This is a genomic window from Aliiruegeria haliotis, assembly GCF_003003255.1.
In the GTDB taxonomy this organism is placed as follows: Bacteria; Pseudomonadota; Alphaproteobacteria; order Rhodobacterales; family Rhodobacteraceae; genus Tropicimonas; species Tropicimonas haliotis.
On sequence record NZ_PVTD01000011.1, the window covers coordinates 59,209 to 73,380 of the forward strand.

General features: G+C 62.7%; 17 protein-coding genes. 10 read left to right on the forward strand and 7 right to left on the reverse strand.

What is annotated here, in order from left to right; genetic code table 11:
• The first annotated feature begins 155 nt into the window (after positions 1-155).
• On the forward strand, positions 156-1,724 hold the full coding sequence (locus CLV78_RS19685) for a hypothetical protein (protein ID WP_106207257.1): 1,569 nt from the start codon (positions 156-158) through the stop codon (positions 1,722-1,724).
• 87 nt (positions 1,725-1,811) lie between these two features.
• The gene (locus CLV78_RS19690; protein WP_106207259.1) at positions 1,812-2,411 is read left to right on the forward strand and encodes a LolA family protein; all 600 of its coding nucleotides are present in this window, start codon (positions 1,812-1,814) and stop codon (positions 2,409-2,411) included.
• A gap of 64 nt (positions 2,412-2,475) precedes the next feature.
• Here CLV78_RS19690 and CLV78_RS19695 read toward each other — a convergent pair whose 3' ends face one another.
• Positions 2,476-3,060: a transglycosylase SLT domain-containing protein gene (locus CLV78_RS19695; RefSeq protein ID WP_106207260.1), complete on the reverse strand. Its 585-nt coding sequence runs from the start codon at positions 3,058-3,060 to the stop codon at positions 2,476-2,478.
• A gap of 87 nt (positions 3,061-3,147) precedes the next feature.
• Entirely contained in the window at positions 3,148-4,029 is an 882-nt protein-coding gene (locus tag CLV78_RS19700; protein ID WP_106207262.1) for an AEC family transporter, read from the reverse strand.
• An 82-nt stretch (positions 4,030-4,111) separates the two neighbouring features.
• On the opposite strand from CLV78_RS19700, the gene hspQ reads away from it, so the two are divergent.
• Positions 4,112-4,438 carry a heat shock protein HspQ gene (gene hspQ / locus CLV78_RS19705; protein ID WP_106207264.1) on the forward strand — a complete coding sequence of 109 codons (327 nt, stop codon included), beginning with the start codon at positions 4,112-4,114 and terminating at the stop codon, positions 4,436-4,438.
• Between the two features lie 122 nt (positions 4,439-4,560).
• Here the strand turns inward: hspQ and CLV78_RS19710 are convergent, their stop codons facing one another.
• The 3 genes from CLV78_RS19710 to CLV78_RS19720 form a co-directional block, all read right to left on the reverse strand.
• Positions 4,561-6,141, reverse strand: coding sequence for a gamma-glutamyltransferase family protein (locus CLV78_RS19710; RefSeq protein ID WP_106207266.1), 1,581 nt, complete (start codon positions 6,139-6,141; stop codon positions 4,561-4,563).
• A gap of 208 nt (positions 6,142-6,349) precedes the next feature.
• The gene (locus CLV78_RS19715) at positions 6,350-6,790 is read right to left on the reverse strand and encodes an ATP-binding protein (protein WP_158263614.1); all 441 of its coding nucleotides are present in this window, start codon (positions 6,788-6,790) and stop codon (positions 6,350-6,352) included.
• 134 nt (positions 6,791-6,924) lie between these two features.
• Positions 6,925-7,269, reverse strand: coding sequence for an STAS domain-containing protein (locus CLV78_RS19720; protein ID WP_106207269.1), 345 nt, complete (start codon positions 7,267-7,269; stop codon positions 6,925-6,927).
• A gap of 90 nt (positions 7,270-7,359) precedes the next feature.
• On the opposite strand from CLV78_RS19720, the gene CLV78_RS19725 reads away from it, so the two are divergent.
• Genes CLV78_RS19725 through CLV78_RS19740 form a run of 4 tightly spaced genes read left to right on the forward strand, consistent with a single transcriptional unit; the run spans position 7,360 to position 9,996 of the window.
• The gene (locus tag CLV78_RS19725; protein WP_106207271.1) at positions 7,360-8,520 is read left to right on the forward strand and encodes an acetyl-CoA C-acyltransferase; all 1,161 of its coding nucleotides are present in this window, start codon (positions 7,360-7,362) and stop codon (positions 8,518-8,520) included.
• A 3-nt stretch (positions 8,521-8,523) separates the two neighbouring features.
• Entirely contained in the window at positions 8,524-8,979 is a 456-nt protein-coding gene (locus CLV78_RS19730) for a GAF domain-containing protein (RefSeq protein WP_106207273.1), read from the forward strand.
• A complete protein-coding gene (locus CLV78_RS19735) occupies positions 8,969-9,352 on the forward strand; it encodes a GFA family protein (RefSeq protein WP_106207275.1) in 384 nt (127 codons plus the stop codon). Before CLV78_RS19730 ends, CLV78_RS19735 begins: the two co-directional genes overlap by 11 nt.
• Complete coding sequence (locus CLV78_RS19740; protein WP_106207277.1) at positions 9,349-9,996, forward strand: RluA family pseudouridine synthase; 648 nt, start codon at positions 9,349-9,351, stop codon at positions 9,994-9,996. The genes CLV78_RS19735 and CLV78_RS19740 overlap by 4 nt, the downstream gene beginning before the upstream one ends.
• A 68-nt stretch (positions 9,997-10,064) precedes the next feature.
• On the opposite strand, the gene CLV78_RS19745 is transcribed toward CLV78_RS19740, so the two are convergent.
• Entirely contained in the window at positions 10,065-11,501 is a 1,437-nt protein-coding gene (locus tag CLV78_RS19745) for an aldehyde dehydrogenase family protein (RefSeq protein ID WP_106207279.1), read from the reverse strand.
• A 157-nt stretch (positions 11,502-11,658) separates the two neighbouring features.
• Between CLV78_RS19745 and CLV78_RS19750 the strand changes: the two genes are divergently transcribed.
• A complete protein-coding gene (locus CLV78_RS19750; RefSeq protein ID WP_106207281.1) occupies positions 11,659-12,315 on the forward strand; it encodes a peroxiredoxin in 657 nt (218 codons plus the stop codon).
• Between the two features lie 198 nt (positions 12,316-12,513).
• Positions 12,514-13,077 carry a L,D-transpeptidase gene (locus tag CLV78_RS19755; RefSeq protein ID WP_106207283.1) on the forward strand — a complete coding sequence of 188 codons (564 nt, stop codon included), beginning with the start codon at positions 12,514-12,516 and terminating at the stop codon, positions 13,075-13,077.
• Between the two features lie 18 nt (positions 13,078-13,095).
• On the opposite strand, the gene CLV78_RS19760 is transcribed toward CLV78_RS19755, so the two are convergent.
• Entirely contained in the window at positions 13,096-13,665 is a 570-nt protein-coding gene (locus CLV78_RS19760; RefSeq protein WP_106207285.1) for a L,D-transpeptidase, read from the reverse strand.
• Between the two features lie 263 nt (positions 13,666-13,928).
• Here CLV78_RS19760 and CLV78_RS19765 point away from each other — a divergent pair, with 263 nt between their 5' ends.
• Complete coding sequence (locus CLV78_RS19765) at positions 13,929-14,171, forward strand: DUF4170 domain-containing protein (protein WP_106207287.1); 243 nt, start codon at positions 13,929-13,931, stop codon at positions 14,169-14,171.
• The last annotated feature ends 1 nt before the right edge of the window (position 14,172 follow it).

Sequence of the window (14,172 nt, forward strand, 5' to 3'; positions counted from 1 at the left end):
TCCGGATATCCCGGGGCCGGGCGATGTCCTTTCCGAAGCACGGAAACCGTTCTGCTCCTACTGAAGCCCGGGGGCCGGACACCGGCCGCCGTTTGGTGCCCTGCCCCCCCTGTGCTACGATTTGCAGATAGTGCGAGTCTTGTCGAGGAGAGGTCATGCCGGTTGTCAGGGATATTCGGGCCATTCTTGCTTATCATGAGGATGAGCAGAACCGCTGGAACGCCAACGAAGACCTCGGCACATCGGCATTCGTCGCCTATCGCTTTGCCACCAATGCTGAAATCGGGCCCTTGGAAAGCAGCTCACGCAACCAGTACAATGGCGACTTCCGCGTCTTCACCCCGAAGGAAAAGGCCGCCTTCAGGGAGGCCGTCAAGGTCTTCGAGAAGGCCGCCGGCATTCGCCTTGTCGAGACCGCAAACACGGCCGCAAAGGTCGTCGCCTTCGGCGCGGACCTGAATGCCATGAACCCGGCCGGCTACGCTTATGTGCCGTTCATCAACACCGGCACGGGGACCTTTGACGATCCGATCGACCAGTCGCTGCACTACGTGATCAACATGGCCCCCAACGATTTGGCCACGAACAAGGGGTTCCGGACGGTCCTGCACGAGTTGGGCCATTCTCTCGGCCTCAGCCACCCGTTCGAGGCGCCATTCACGCTGGCAAGCAACCTCGACAATACCGACAACACTGTCATGTCCTATACTCACACGCCGGTCACCGGGCGCCAGCTCGCACCGATGGACATCGAGGCGATGCGGCATCTCTACGGTCCGTCCAGCGATCTCAAGGGCTGGACCTACAGTATCAAGAAAGGCGTCTTCAAGGCGACGGGGACCAAGGCGGACGAGGAGGTTGTCGGCCTGCTGCACTTCAAGAACAACATCAAGGGCGGGGCCGGCAAGGACCTCATTGTTGGCTGGGAAAAACGCGACATCCTCGACGGCGGCGGTGGAAACGACACGCTCAAGGGGGCCCGCGGGAACGACCTGCTCAAGGGCGGCGCCGGCAACGATACCCTCCTCGGGGACGAGAATGATCCCGACAGGCAGCTTGATTTCGGCGACACGCTGCTCGGCGGTGGCGGCAAGGACAAGCTGCGCGGGATGGACGGCAACGACATCCTGAAAGGGGGCAAGGGCAACGACATGCTCTGGGGCGACCAGAGCGACAACTGGTGGATCAACGACGACAAGCTCTACGGCGGCGGCGGGAACGACCAGTTGTGGGGGGGTGTCGGGGACGACACGCTGAAAGGCGAGCGTGGCAGAGACAAGCTCTATGGCGGTGATCAGTCGGACAAACTGATTGGTGGCGGCGGAAACGACCGGTTGGATGGCGGCAAGCACAACGATACGTTGTCTGGTGGGGCTGGCCCGGACATCGTGAAAGGCGGCGCCGGCCGCGACACGATTTCGGGCGGTGGCGGCGCGGATATCCTGGTCGGCGACGATGGCCCCAAGGGCAAGGCGACGGCCGAAAAGGACACCTTCGTCTTTACCCGGGCGGACCGTGGCGCGCGAGACAAGATCACGGATTTCGATCTCCGGCTCGACGCGATCGATGTCTCGGCAGCCGGGTTTGCGTCCGGTGATCTTCAGGTGAAGAAGGTAAACGGCAATGTGCTTCTCAGTTTCGACGGCGGCAGCCTGGAAATCGTCCTGCAGGGCATCAGGAAGGCCCAAGTGGACGCTTTGAGTGATTTCGAACTCTTTGCCTGAGCCACTCCCCGCCGTGGCAAAGGCGGTCACCTCTATGTGAGCCGCTTCGGGGTGGCGCGACACCTCGAGAAGCCCTAGGCATTTGACATGATCAGAACTCTCATCCTTTCGCTGGCGCTCGGGATTGCCCTGGCCAGCCCGGCAACCGCCCAAAAACTCTCTCTGGGGGCGTTGTCCAACTACCTCAATTCCTTCCAGACCGCCGCTGGCGAGTTCACGCAAGTGAACGCCGACGGAACGATCTCGACTGGAACGATTTTCATCAAGCGGCCCGGTCGGGTGCGGTTCGAATACAATCCGCCGGACAACTCGCTGGTGATGGCAGGTGGCGGGCAGGTCGCTGTGTTCGATTCCAAGTCGAATACCGGGCCGGAACAGTTTCCTCTCAAGCAGACGCCGCTGAACCTGATCTTGCAGAAGAACGTCGATCTGACCCGTGCCCGCATGGTCGTGGGGCATTCCAGCGACGGCAAGAGCACGACCGTCGTCGCACAGGATCCGGAACGGCCGGAACTGGGCACGATCCAGCTCGTTTTCACGAGCAACCCGACGGAGTTGCGCCAATGGGTCATCACCGACGGTGGCGGCGAGAGGACAACGGTGATCCTCGGTCAACTCGAAAAGGGTGTGTCGCTTGGGTCGAGGATGTTCAATATCCCACACGAAACCGCAGCACGCTCACGGTGACAGCATCCGGGACGCTAGAAGGAAACGCCGGGCACGCCCGGCGTTTCGGTCCCTAGGCGCCAGACTAGCGCTTCCCGCAGGATCTTAGCTGACGGTCGTACATGACCGCCCTGTCGCCCACGCGGCTGGAGACGCTGACGAGCCACCCCTTGGCGCGATAGCTTCCACGCGCGTAGCCGGTCCAGCCTTCGTGATAGGCGAGGTACTGACGCCGGGCATCCGACAACGGGATGCCATTGCGCCGCTTCGTCTCGTTCATGTACCAGCCCATGAAATCGGTGGCGTCGCGGATCTTGTCCCGCTTGGCCCCGCGGTTGCCCGTTGACGTGCGGTAGTGATCCCAGGTCCCGTCAAGAGCCTGACTGTAGCCAAAGGCCGAACTCTGGCGCCCCATCGGGATCACGCCAAGCTGCCATTGCAGTGGCGTGCGAGCGTCGCCGTCAAACTTGCTTTCCTGGTGCATCACCGCCATCTGGACCGGGACCGGGACACCCCATTTCTTCTCGGTCTTCTTCATCGCCCGAAGGTACTTCGGCCGTTGCTTGACGATACTGCATGCATTGTCGAGGTTGCTCGGGGAAACCTTGTTGCCCCCGCCACACCCGGCAAGCAACATCAGGACGCACACCGCGCTGAGAAATCGGATCATCCGCCTGTCCAATCGTTTTTTTGGTCTGCTCGTTTTCTTTCAGTCTAGTTCAATTGCGTCTCGGGGGAAACGGTCAACCGTTCACATTCAGACCAGCAGCGCCAGCGCGATCGGCAGCGTCACCACGGCAAGAAGGGTGGAGGTTACCACAAGCCCGGCCACCTGCTCCGCGCCGGCATCGTATTTCTCCGCAAGCAGGTAGGAGGTGACGGGGACGGGCGTGATCATCTGCACGACCAGAACCGCGAAGGGCACCTCCGGCAGGCCAAGCGCCAGACCGGCCGCGACACCAGCCGCCGCGCAGATCAACACCCGCACAGCCGACAGCCCGAACCCCGCCAGAAGCTGCCCCGGGTGCAGGCGGCCGACGGCAACCCCCAGAGTCAGCAGCATCAATGGGATCGCCATCTGCCCCAGCAAGTCGAGCGAGTTGGTCAGCCAACCGGGCGTGGACCACCCCATGGCAAGAAAAAGAGCGCCGAGGACGGTGGCGATGACCATCGGTTCGCGCAACACCCGTGCGGGATTGCTGGCGCCCGACACGATCAGCAAGCCGATCGTGAACAGCCCGATCGTGGTCACGGCCAGCACCGCCACGCCATAGGAGAGCCCGTCGGTCCCGAATGCAAAAAGCGCCAGCGGCAGGCCGAGGTTTCCGGTGTTTCCGAACACCATGGGGGCAAGGTAGGTGCGCCGCTCGAGCTTCAGAACCAGACAGAGACCGAACAGCGCGACGGCAATCAGCGCGTAGGCCAGAACGGAGGCAATCGCGATCCCGGAAAGCACGACCGGGTCGATCTGCGAAGATTGCAGCGCGGTGAATATCAGGCAGGGCACTGCAAGGGTCATCGCAAGCCGCGTGATGAAGGCGACGGGGTAGTCCCAACCGAGGCGGGTCCAGGTGAAACCGAGTGCTCCCAGGAGGAAAACCGGCGCCACGATTTCAATCACTGTCAGGATGAGGTTCACAGACTGTTTCCCATGTTTTCCGGCCTGTCGCATGGACTCAAAGGCCCTCAGGGCTTAGGCAAGAAGTGTGGGGACTGCAATTATGTTAAAAAGTCAGGCTAAATATCATCTTGGTCAGGTGCTCCGACATCGGAAGCATCCGTTTCGTGGTGTCGTATTTGATGTGGACGCCATGTTCTCTAATACGGACGAATGGTACAATGCCATTCCGGAAGACAGCCGGCCAGTCAAGGAACAGCCGTTCTATCACCTGCTGGCCGAGAACGATCAGAGCTACTACGTAGCCTACGTTTCCGAGCAAAACCTCGTACCGGACGTCTCTGGCGAGCCCGTGGATCATCCCGATCTGCCCGACCTTTTCGGGGAGTTCGAGGACGGTGTCTATCCGCTGCATTTCCAGTTGAACTGACCCTGCCGGGCCATACTGGATGACCTGTTTCGGGGGGCTCCCGCCCCTCTGGCACGGCCTGTCGGCCGAGCGAGAGCGTTGGGTCGGGCGCGCTTCGCGCGTGCGCCCGTGGCAATTGGTCCTCAGTATCCGACTGCCTGCCCATCCTTGCGAGGGTCAGAGCCGGCGATCAGCACACCGGTCGTCGGATCGATCCGGATGGCCTGAGCGCCCCCGATCCCGGTGTCCGGGCGAACAACGCGGTGGCCCAGGCCCGACAGTTGCGCCTGCACATCCGGCCCGTATCCGCTCTCAAGCGATAGCACGCCATCGAAGGCAAAGCTGCGCGGGCTGTCGATGGCGTGCTGTGGATCCATGCCAAAATCCACCACGTTGCTGACAAAGCGCGCGTGGCCATTGGGCTGGTACTGTCCCCCCATGACCCCGAACGGCATGAGAACCTTGCCCCCCTGGCGCAACATTCCGGGAATGATCGTATGCAATGGGCGCTTGCCCGGGCCGTACTCGTTGGGGTGCCCCTCGGCCAGGGTGAACCCGGCGCCGCGGTTCTGGAGCAGGATACCATAGGTCGGGGAGGCGATCCCGGAGCCGAAACTGTGGAAGATCGAATAGATGAGCGACACCGCCATGCGATCCTCATCGACGACAGTGATATAGATCGTGTCGCGGTGGACGGCCTCGGTCAGGGGGGGGGCGGCCTCCATTGCCTTACCCGGATCGATAAGCGCCGCGAGGTCGCGCGCGAGATCGGGGTCCAGCAATCGATCCGGGTTGGACATGAACTCCGGGTCGGCAATGAATCGGTTGCGCGCGTCATAAGCAAGCTTTGCGGCCTCCGCCTCGATATGCGCGCGCTCGGCGCCATGGGGATCCATCGCCGAGATGTCAAAAGCCTTCAGGATGTTCAGCAACAGGATGGCCGTGGCACCCTGCCCGTTGGGAGGGTGCTCCACGACCTCGATATCGCCATAGGACCCGCTGATCGGCGTCGCCCAGTCGGCGCGGTGGTTGGCGAAATCCTCTTCGGTGTGAACGCCTCCGAGTTCATTCAGTGCGGCCACCATGTCCGCTGCAATTTCACCGGTGTAGAAGGCTTGCGGTCCCGCCTCGGCAATCGCGCGAAGCACCGTCGCCTGCCCCGGCGAGCGAAAGACCTGACCGACCCCGGGCGCATTCCCCGACAGAAGGTAGTGCTCCCTGCCTGCGCCCTGCAGGTTGCCCACGGCGGCTTGCCAATCGTGTGCGACCCGCGGCGCCACGGGGACACCACGTTCGGCGTAGTCGATTGCCGGCGCGAGGCTCGCGGCAAGGCCCAGCCGGCCCAATCGTTGCGACAGTTCGGCAAACCCAGCGATTGCACCGGGGATGGTGACGGCTTCGGGCGAGAAGAGCGGGACGGAATCCAGCCCACGTCCACGAAGCGCCTGCGCGGAGGCCGCCGCCGGAGCGCGTCCCGATCCATTGAGCGCAAGGACGTCTCCACCATCCGGAGGGGACACCAGCACAAAGCAATCCCCGCCGATCCCCGTCATCTGCGGCTCACAGATTCCAAGCAACACGGCGCCTGCAATTGCTGCATCCACCGCATTGCCGCCATTGCGAAGGATGTCAATTGCGGCCGATGCTGCCAGCGGATGCGACGTTGCGCACATTCCCCGCTCGGAAAGGACCGGGGATCGACCCGGGGTCTGGAAATCTCGCATGTTTTTCTCCCTGTCGACACTGGATATCGTGCCGATCCGGGGAAGCCAATGCTGGTGGAGGGAAGTATGTGATCCTCGGCGCCATGCACTGGGTGGGGGCTAATACGCACAGCGCCGAGGGAAGCCTAGTGCAGCTACACAGCCATTTTGAGTTTCGAGTCTGTCGGCACAGTGGTTCGATTGCGGCAATCGTGAGGCACAACCGAACCTACGCGGTCCGGTTGCGACATATGCAGAACGACACATGGTTCTGGCCGTTGGAGCGGACATAGCCGAGTTCGCAGGTCAGGTCCTGGATTAGAGTCCAGCCAAATCCGCCCTCGGGCAAATCCTCCAGATCCACGTTGAAATCGTGCCGGTGCACGGGTGGCGGAGCAAGTCCCGGCAGCGCTAGACCGTCATCGACAACATGGCAGGACAGGGAATCATCTAGGATATCAACACGAAGGCAGATGCTGCGACCGGGTTGGCCAAGGTAGGCGTGTTCCACCACGTTGTTCATGAGTTCGGCGAGGACAACCTCGGTGCTCTCGATCTCTCTCGGACAGGCTCCCCTTTCGGCCAGAGCCCGCGTCGTCCGTTTCAGCGCGTTTCGAACGCTTTCCGCGGTGCTGTCGATCCGTTCCTCGATTCGGGACCGATGTGACATCCACTTCGCCTCACCCGTGCGAGCGATCAATCGCCCCGTACAGCACTTGCCTGACGCCTCTCCTGGACGGCTTGAGGAGGTAGTCTCTCCCGGGTCGTCTTGGCCGGGCCCTTCGTGTCGGCCATGGCGCCCCATCAGGCGGCGCTGTCTCCCGCGCCAAGCGCGGTCTCCACCGTGTCATGGATGGTGAATACCGTATCCATTCGGGTGAGTCGAAACACCTTCGAAACCTTGGACGACAGGCCGGATAGCTCCAAAGTCCTTGACTTACCGAGCATTTTCATCGTTGCAACGACGGCACCCAACCCGGATGAATCGAGGAAATCGACAGCGGCGAAGTTCAGGACGACCCGCCTTGGCTCGTCGCCGCAAACCTCCCGCATCCGGTCCTTGAACTGAATTGCGCAGGCCGCGTCAATTCGTGAGGTCCCCACATCCACCCGCAACGTATCGCCGTGGCGAAAAGCCTTCAGTTCCATTTGCCACTCCCTGGCGCATTCGGCATGTCCAGACGCTGGACGAAAAAGCTTACCATTCGGTATGCGTTGGGGCAGATGAGGGAGGATCATATGAAAGACGTCGTGATTTCGGGCGCCAGCCGCACGCCCATGGGTGGATTCCAGGGAGTGTTTTCGGACCTGGGCGCCCCGGCGCTCGGAGCAAGCGCCATCCGCGCGGCGCTGGAAGGCGCGGGCGTGATCACCGCGGACGAGGTCCTGATGGGCTGCGTACTGCCGGCGGGACAGGGCCAGGCTCCGGCGCGGCAGGCAGGGTTCGGCGCGGGGCTCGGGGAGGAGGTCCCCGCCACGACGCTCAACAAGATGTGCGGCTCCGGGATGAAGGCAGCGATGATCGCCTTCGACCAGATCGCCCTCGGGCAGTCGGATGTGATCGTGGCCGGCGGAATGGAGAGCATGACCAATGCGCCCTACCTGTTGCCGAAGATGCGCGGCGGCGCCCGGATCGGGCATCAGGAGGTGCAGGACTCGATGTTCCTCGACGGGCTTGAGGACGCCTATGACAAGGGGCGCCTGATGGGCACCTTCGCTGAGGATTGCGCCGAGCGGTTCCAGTTCACCCGCGAAGCCCAGGACGAATACGCACTTGGTTCGCTGGCGAATGCGCTTGAGGCACAGAAATCCGGGGCCTTCACGGCAGAGATCTCGGCGGTCACCCTGCGCGGACGGAAGAGCGATGTGGTGGTGACAGAGGACGAGCAACCCGGCAACGCGCGTCCGGAGAAGATCCCGCATCTGAAACCCGCGTTCCGCAAGGACGGAACCGTGACACCGGCCAATGCCTCGTCGATCTCCGATGGTGCGGCGGCCCTGGTCATGGCTTCGGCCGACAGCGGTTTGCCGGTGCGCGCACGTGTGCTGGGGCATGCCTCCCACGCGCAGGCACCGGGGTGGTTCACCACCGCACCGGTGCCCGCGGCCCGCAAACTGCTTACCCGGATCGGATGGTCGGTCGAGGACGTTGACCTCTGGGAGGTGAACGAGGCTTTTGCCGTTGTGCCTATGGCGTTCATGCGCGAAATGGGGATCGCCCGCGACAGGATGAACGTGAACGGTGGCGCCTGCGCGCTTGGCCACCCTATCGGAGCCTCGGGCGCCAGGATCATGGTCACGCTCCTGAATGCGCTGGAGGTGCGGGGCCTGAAGCGCGGGGTCGCGGCCATTTGCATCGGGGGCGGCGAAGGCACGGCGATTGCAATCGAAAGGCCATAGGGAATGGTGAACTACACCGAACTGGAAAAGGTCATCCTCGCCCTGACGGCGGGGGAGACGGACGAGGTGGCGCTCATGGCGACGCTCGCCTGCGAAATCCACCACGCGGATCACAGGTTCGACTGGACCGGCTTCTACCGCGTGGTGGCGCCGGACCTTTTGAAGATCGGCCCCTACCAGGGCGGACATGGCTGCCTTGTCATTCCCTTCGCGCGTGGCGTGTGTGGCGCGGCGGCCCGAACGGGAGAAGTGCAACTGGTCGACGATGTGGATGCCTTTCCCGGCCATATCGCCTGCGCCTCCTCCACCCGATCCGAACTTGTGTTGCCGGTCCGGAATGCCGCGGGTGAGGTGATCGGAGTGCTCGATATCGACAGCGACCAGCCGGCGGCATTCACAGAAGACGATGCGCAATCTTTGTCGCGGATCCTGGAGAAAGTGTTCGGCAATGTCGGGTGACGCTCTTCGGGGGAGCCGCCTTTGTGGGGCGGCCTCTTTCGCGGTCAGGGGTAAGGTTGAGGGGCCCGGGATCTGCCATTGCTCGCAATGCCGCAAGCAATCCGGCCACGTCTGGGCCTCTGCCTTCGCTCCGGCGTCGCGTGTCGAAATCACCGGAGAGGTCCGCTGGTTTGCCTCCAGCGATACGGCACGGCGGGGGGTCTGCCCGCATTGCGGATCCTTCCTGTTCTGGCGGCACACAGCGGAGGACACGATCTCGTTTTCCCTTGGTGTGCTTGACGGGCCGACGGGATTGACGCTGGAGAAGCACATCTTCGCACGCGACAAGGGCGACTACTACGAGATCGCGGACGGTCTCTCTCAGAGCACGTGAGCAGCGAATATGCCCCTCCGACAGCGCCGCTGGTCGTCCTTCACCGGGACGACCACCTGCTTGTCGTGGACAAGCCCGCCGGTCTCCTGTCGGTTCCGGGCAAGGGGGCGCACCTCTCGGACTGCCTTCTGAGCCGGCTAGAAGCGGTCGATGCCGCCACATTGCTGGTGCACCGCCTGGATCGGGACACGTCCGGTGTCATGGTCTTTGCACGGACCAAACTGGCCCAGCGCCACCTGGGGTTGCAGTTCGAGCGGCGACACACGTCAAAAACCTATATCGCGCGCATCACCGGCCACCCGGACACCGATGGCGGCCAGATCGACCTGCCCCTCATCGCCGACTGGCCGAACCGGCCAAGGCAAATGGTCGACTTTGAGCGTGGGAAACCAGCGCGAACCGGCTGGCGAGTGCTGGAGCGCGAGCCACGCAGCACCAGAGTCGAGCTGACACCGGAAACCGGGCGGAGCCATCAGCTGCGGGTTCACATGGCGGAGCTTGGACACCCGATCCTCGGGGATCCGCTCTATGCCGAGGGTGAGGCACGCGCAGCGGCCCGCATGATGCTGCATGCCGAGACGCTGACCATTCGCCATCCCGATGGCGGTGCTCCAACGACGTTCAGAACCGCCTGTCCCTTCTGACGGCTGCGGTGACGCAGAGCACGCCCGAAAAACACACGCCCCGGGAGTGCCCTTCGACAGCGGAGCGACTAGTCCGCCGGCCAGCCGCCCACGGCCACGACCTCAAGGAAATCGTCGAGTCCAAACTCACCGCCTTCGCGGCCATTGCCGGATTGCTTGATCCCCCCGAATGGCGCGATCTGAGCGCGGCTGGCGCCGTTGATCTCCACCATCCCGGCGCGTAGCTGCCGCGCCATGCGGATCATCCTGTCTCTGTCCTGCGTCTGGGCATAGTTGGTCAGACCGTACGGGGTGTCGTTGGCCAGCCGGACAGCCTCTTCCTCGGTGTCGAAGGGCGTGATCGACAGGACGGGACCGAAGATCTCCTCCCGGTAGATCGTCATGTCGGGAGTCACATCGGCAAAGACGGTGGGCTTGGCAAAATAGCCGCGGTTCAACCCGTCGGGCCGACCAGTTCCGCCCGCAACCAGACGGGCGCCCTCGTCGATTCCCGTCTGGATCATGCCCTGCACCTTGTCCCATTGCATCTGGCTCACAAGCGGACCGATGTGGCGGCCATCGTCATGGGCACTGGAGACCCTGGTGGCCTCCGCCTCGGCCGCCGCGATCTCCACCGCTTGATCGTAGCTGGAGCGCTCCACCAGCATGCGGGTCGGCGCGTTGCAGGACTGACCGGTGTTCTGCATGCAGTGCCGCACGCCCCGTTCCACGGCCTTGTCATCGGCATCCGCGAACACGAGGTTCGCCCCCTTGCCGCCGAGTTCCAGGCAAACCCGCTTGACGGTATCGGCGGCAGCCTTGGAAATCAGGATCCCGGCACGGGTAGAGCCGGTAAAGCTCACCATGTCCACGCCCGGATGCGCCGAAAGCTGGCTGCCAACGCCCGCACCATCGCCGTTGACCATGTTGAAGACCCCCGCCGGAACGCCAGCCTCGTCCATGATCTCCGTCCACACGACGGAGGACAGGGGCGCGATCTCGGAGGGTTTCAACACCATGGTGCACCCCGCCAGAAGCGCCGGAATCACCTTCAGGGACACCTGGTTCATCGGCCAGTTCCACGGTGTGATCATCGCGACCGTACCGATCGGGGACATGATGATACGGTCGTTCGGGGCGCCATCGAGCTTGCGCACGAAGGCATAGTCGCGCGCCACCTTCAGGAAGCCCTCGATATGCCAGGCTCCGGCGCCAACCTGGTTGTTGCGGGACATCCGTATCGGGGCGCCCATCTCCAGCGTCATGGCCTGCGCGAGGTCTTCGGAGCGGGACTTGTAGACCTCAAGGATCCGCTCCACCAACGCGATCCGCTCCGCGGGGTCGGACTGCGACCATGAAAGGAACGCGGCATTTGCCGCCAACACTGCAGCATCAGTATCCGCCTCGCCCCCGAGCGAGATCACGGCCACCTCTTCCTCCGTAGAAGGGTCGATGACCGGAAGATCGTGCGGCGACACCGGGTCAACCCAGCTGCCGTTGATATAGAACTGGCGTTTTTCGATCATTTTCCGGAGGTCCTTCCCGTCGCATTTTGCGACACACTGTCACCACGCCGAAACCGCCGCAAGATGGGGATTGCGTTCCTAAGTCTGGGATATATCTAAAGCACGGGTCGCCCCCTCAGCACCCAGCACACTGACAGATTTCATCAAGGAGACCCACATGGGCCTGCGTATCAACGATGTCGTTCCGGATCTGAAATTCAAGACCAGCCAGGGCGAAATCGCGTCCTTCCACGACTGGATCGGCGACAGCTGGGCAATCCTCTTCTCGCACCCGAAGGATTTCACGCCGGTCTGCACAACCGAGTTCGGCGCCGTCGCTCAACTGGCCGAGGAGTGGCAGAAGCGCGGGACCAAGGTCATCGGCCTTTCGGTCGACGGTGTTGAAGAGCACAAAGAGTGGATCAAGGACATCGAGACATACGCAGAGGCGCCGGTTCCCTTCCCGATTATCGCCGACGAGGACCTGGAGGCGTCCAAGGCCTTCGACATGCTGCCGGCCGAAGCCTACCTTCCGGACGGCCGCACGGCCAACGACAGCGCCTCCGTGCGTTCGGTCTTCATCATCGGACCGGACAAGCAACTGAAGCTCACAATGACCTACCCTATGTCGGTTGGCCGCAACTTCGGCGAGGTGCTGCGGGCGCTTGATGCGCTGCAATGCACCTCCAACGTGCCGATCGCGACTCCGGCGAACTGGACCATGGGTCAGGACGTGATCGCGGCCCTGTCGCTCGACGACGACGCCGCACGGGCGAAGTTCGGGGAGTTCGACGCCGTTCTGCCTTATCTGCGCAAGGTCAAGACACCGGCCTGACGCCTCTGAATCGACAAGACGACGAATGCGGGCCCTGCCACCAGCGGGGCTCGCTTTCTTGTCCGGTGCTGGCAACTGCCGAATTGCCACACCTCCGACATGCGCGCGAACATTTGATCCACCATCGAGTACGCGCGCTTGTCCCGCGGAAAAGGCCATGCAAGGCTTCTGTCCAGATTAGCCAGGAACCATTGTGTCATGACCAGCCGCCGTGCATTCATCGCCACCTTTGCAGCCACGCTCTGCGCCCCCGCCATTTCTCGGGCCCAGGTTCAGAAGACCTACAAGCTGGACAAGAAGTACCAGGCCAAGGTGGTGAAGCTGCGTCCAGGCTACACACCGGGCGATATCCATATAGAGACCAAGCGGCATCTTCTCTACCTCATGCTCCCCGACGACCAGGCAATTCGATATGGCGTTGCGGTTGGCGAAGAAGGCCGGAACATGTCCGGTGAAGCCTACATCGGGCGTAAGGCCGAATGGCCAAGCTGGACGCCGACGGCGAACATGATCCGCCGCGAGCCCGAACTCTATGGTCCGATGGCGGGCGGCATGCCGGGCGGTCCGGACAACCCTCTGGGCGCACGAGCGCTGTACCTTTACCGAAACGGAAAGGACACGCGGTACCGAATCCACGGTACACCGCAACCTTGGACCATCGGGCGCTCGGTCTCCTCCGGATGTATCCGGATGCTGAACGACCACGTGATCGACCTCTATCAACGGGTGCCGATCGGCGCCCGTGTGATCATCTATACCTGAGCTTTCGGCCTTGGAGCGTCAGTAGACAACGACCTTCGTACCCGTCGGGACATCCGGGTAGAGTTGGGAAACATGGGTATTCGTCAGCCGAATGCAGCCTGACGAGAAGGAGCGCCCGATGGTCCAGGGCTGTGGCGTCCCATGGATCCGGTAGTATGTGTCGCGGCCACCCTGGTAGAGATAGAGCGCGCGCGCACCGAGCGGGTTCCGCTCATGTCCGCCCGGCAGGCCACCACTGTATTTCGCGTAGATCTGCGGCTCCAGGCGGATCATGTTCGCCGTGGGCGTCCAGCTTGGCCATTCGGCCTTGCGCCCGACATAGGCCGTTCCCTTGAAATTGCGCCCGGCCGCGCCGACGGCAATGCCGTATCGCATCGCCTTGCCCTTGCCGAGCGTCCAGAACAGGAAGTGCTTCTCCGGAAAGACGTGGATCTCCCCCGCGGGTGTAGCATCGCCCACAGACACTTTCTGCGGCATGTACTTGCGCGGGATCCTGACTTTCTTGGTGGAGGTGGCAAACGCCGGGACCGGAAGCGTGGTTGCGGTGGCGGCAGTTGCGGCAAGAAGGAAGTGGCGACGTGTGACCATTCGTGACTGCTCCCGTGGTCAATTGTATTTTGTGGCGCTTCCTTACAGGAAACCGGCCAAAATGCGTAGCAATTGGGCAGAGCCTGGATGTCTGAACCGCGAAGTGTTGCGCTTCTACCCCGTACGAACAGGCGCAGTACGCACAGGGTTTTCCGAACGCGCGACACTTTTCCGTCGCGCCCGCCGGTGCCGCTGCCACGCTTGACCCGATGGACGCAATCGCTAGGGTGCCGACGATTCAACGCGATACCCGGGAGGCTCTCATGGCCCAACGCCTTCATCTCGTCTTTGGCGGCGAACTCGTCGATCCGTCAAAGACCCAGTTCAAGGATGTGGACGACATCCATATCGTTGGCATGTTCCCTGACTATGCCTCGGCCCATGACGCCTGGAAATCCGAGGCACAGCGGACGGTCGACAACGCCCACATGCGCTATTTCATTGCACATATCCACCGTCTGCGCGACGAGGAAACGGAAGCCTCGTCGACAGAGGAACTCGGCTGAG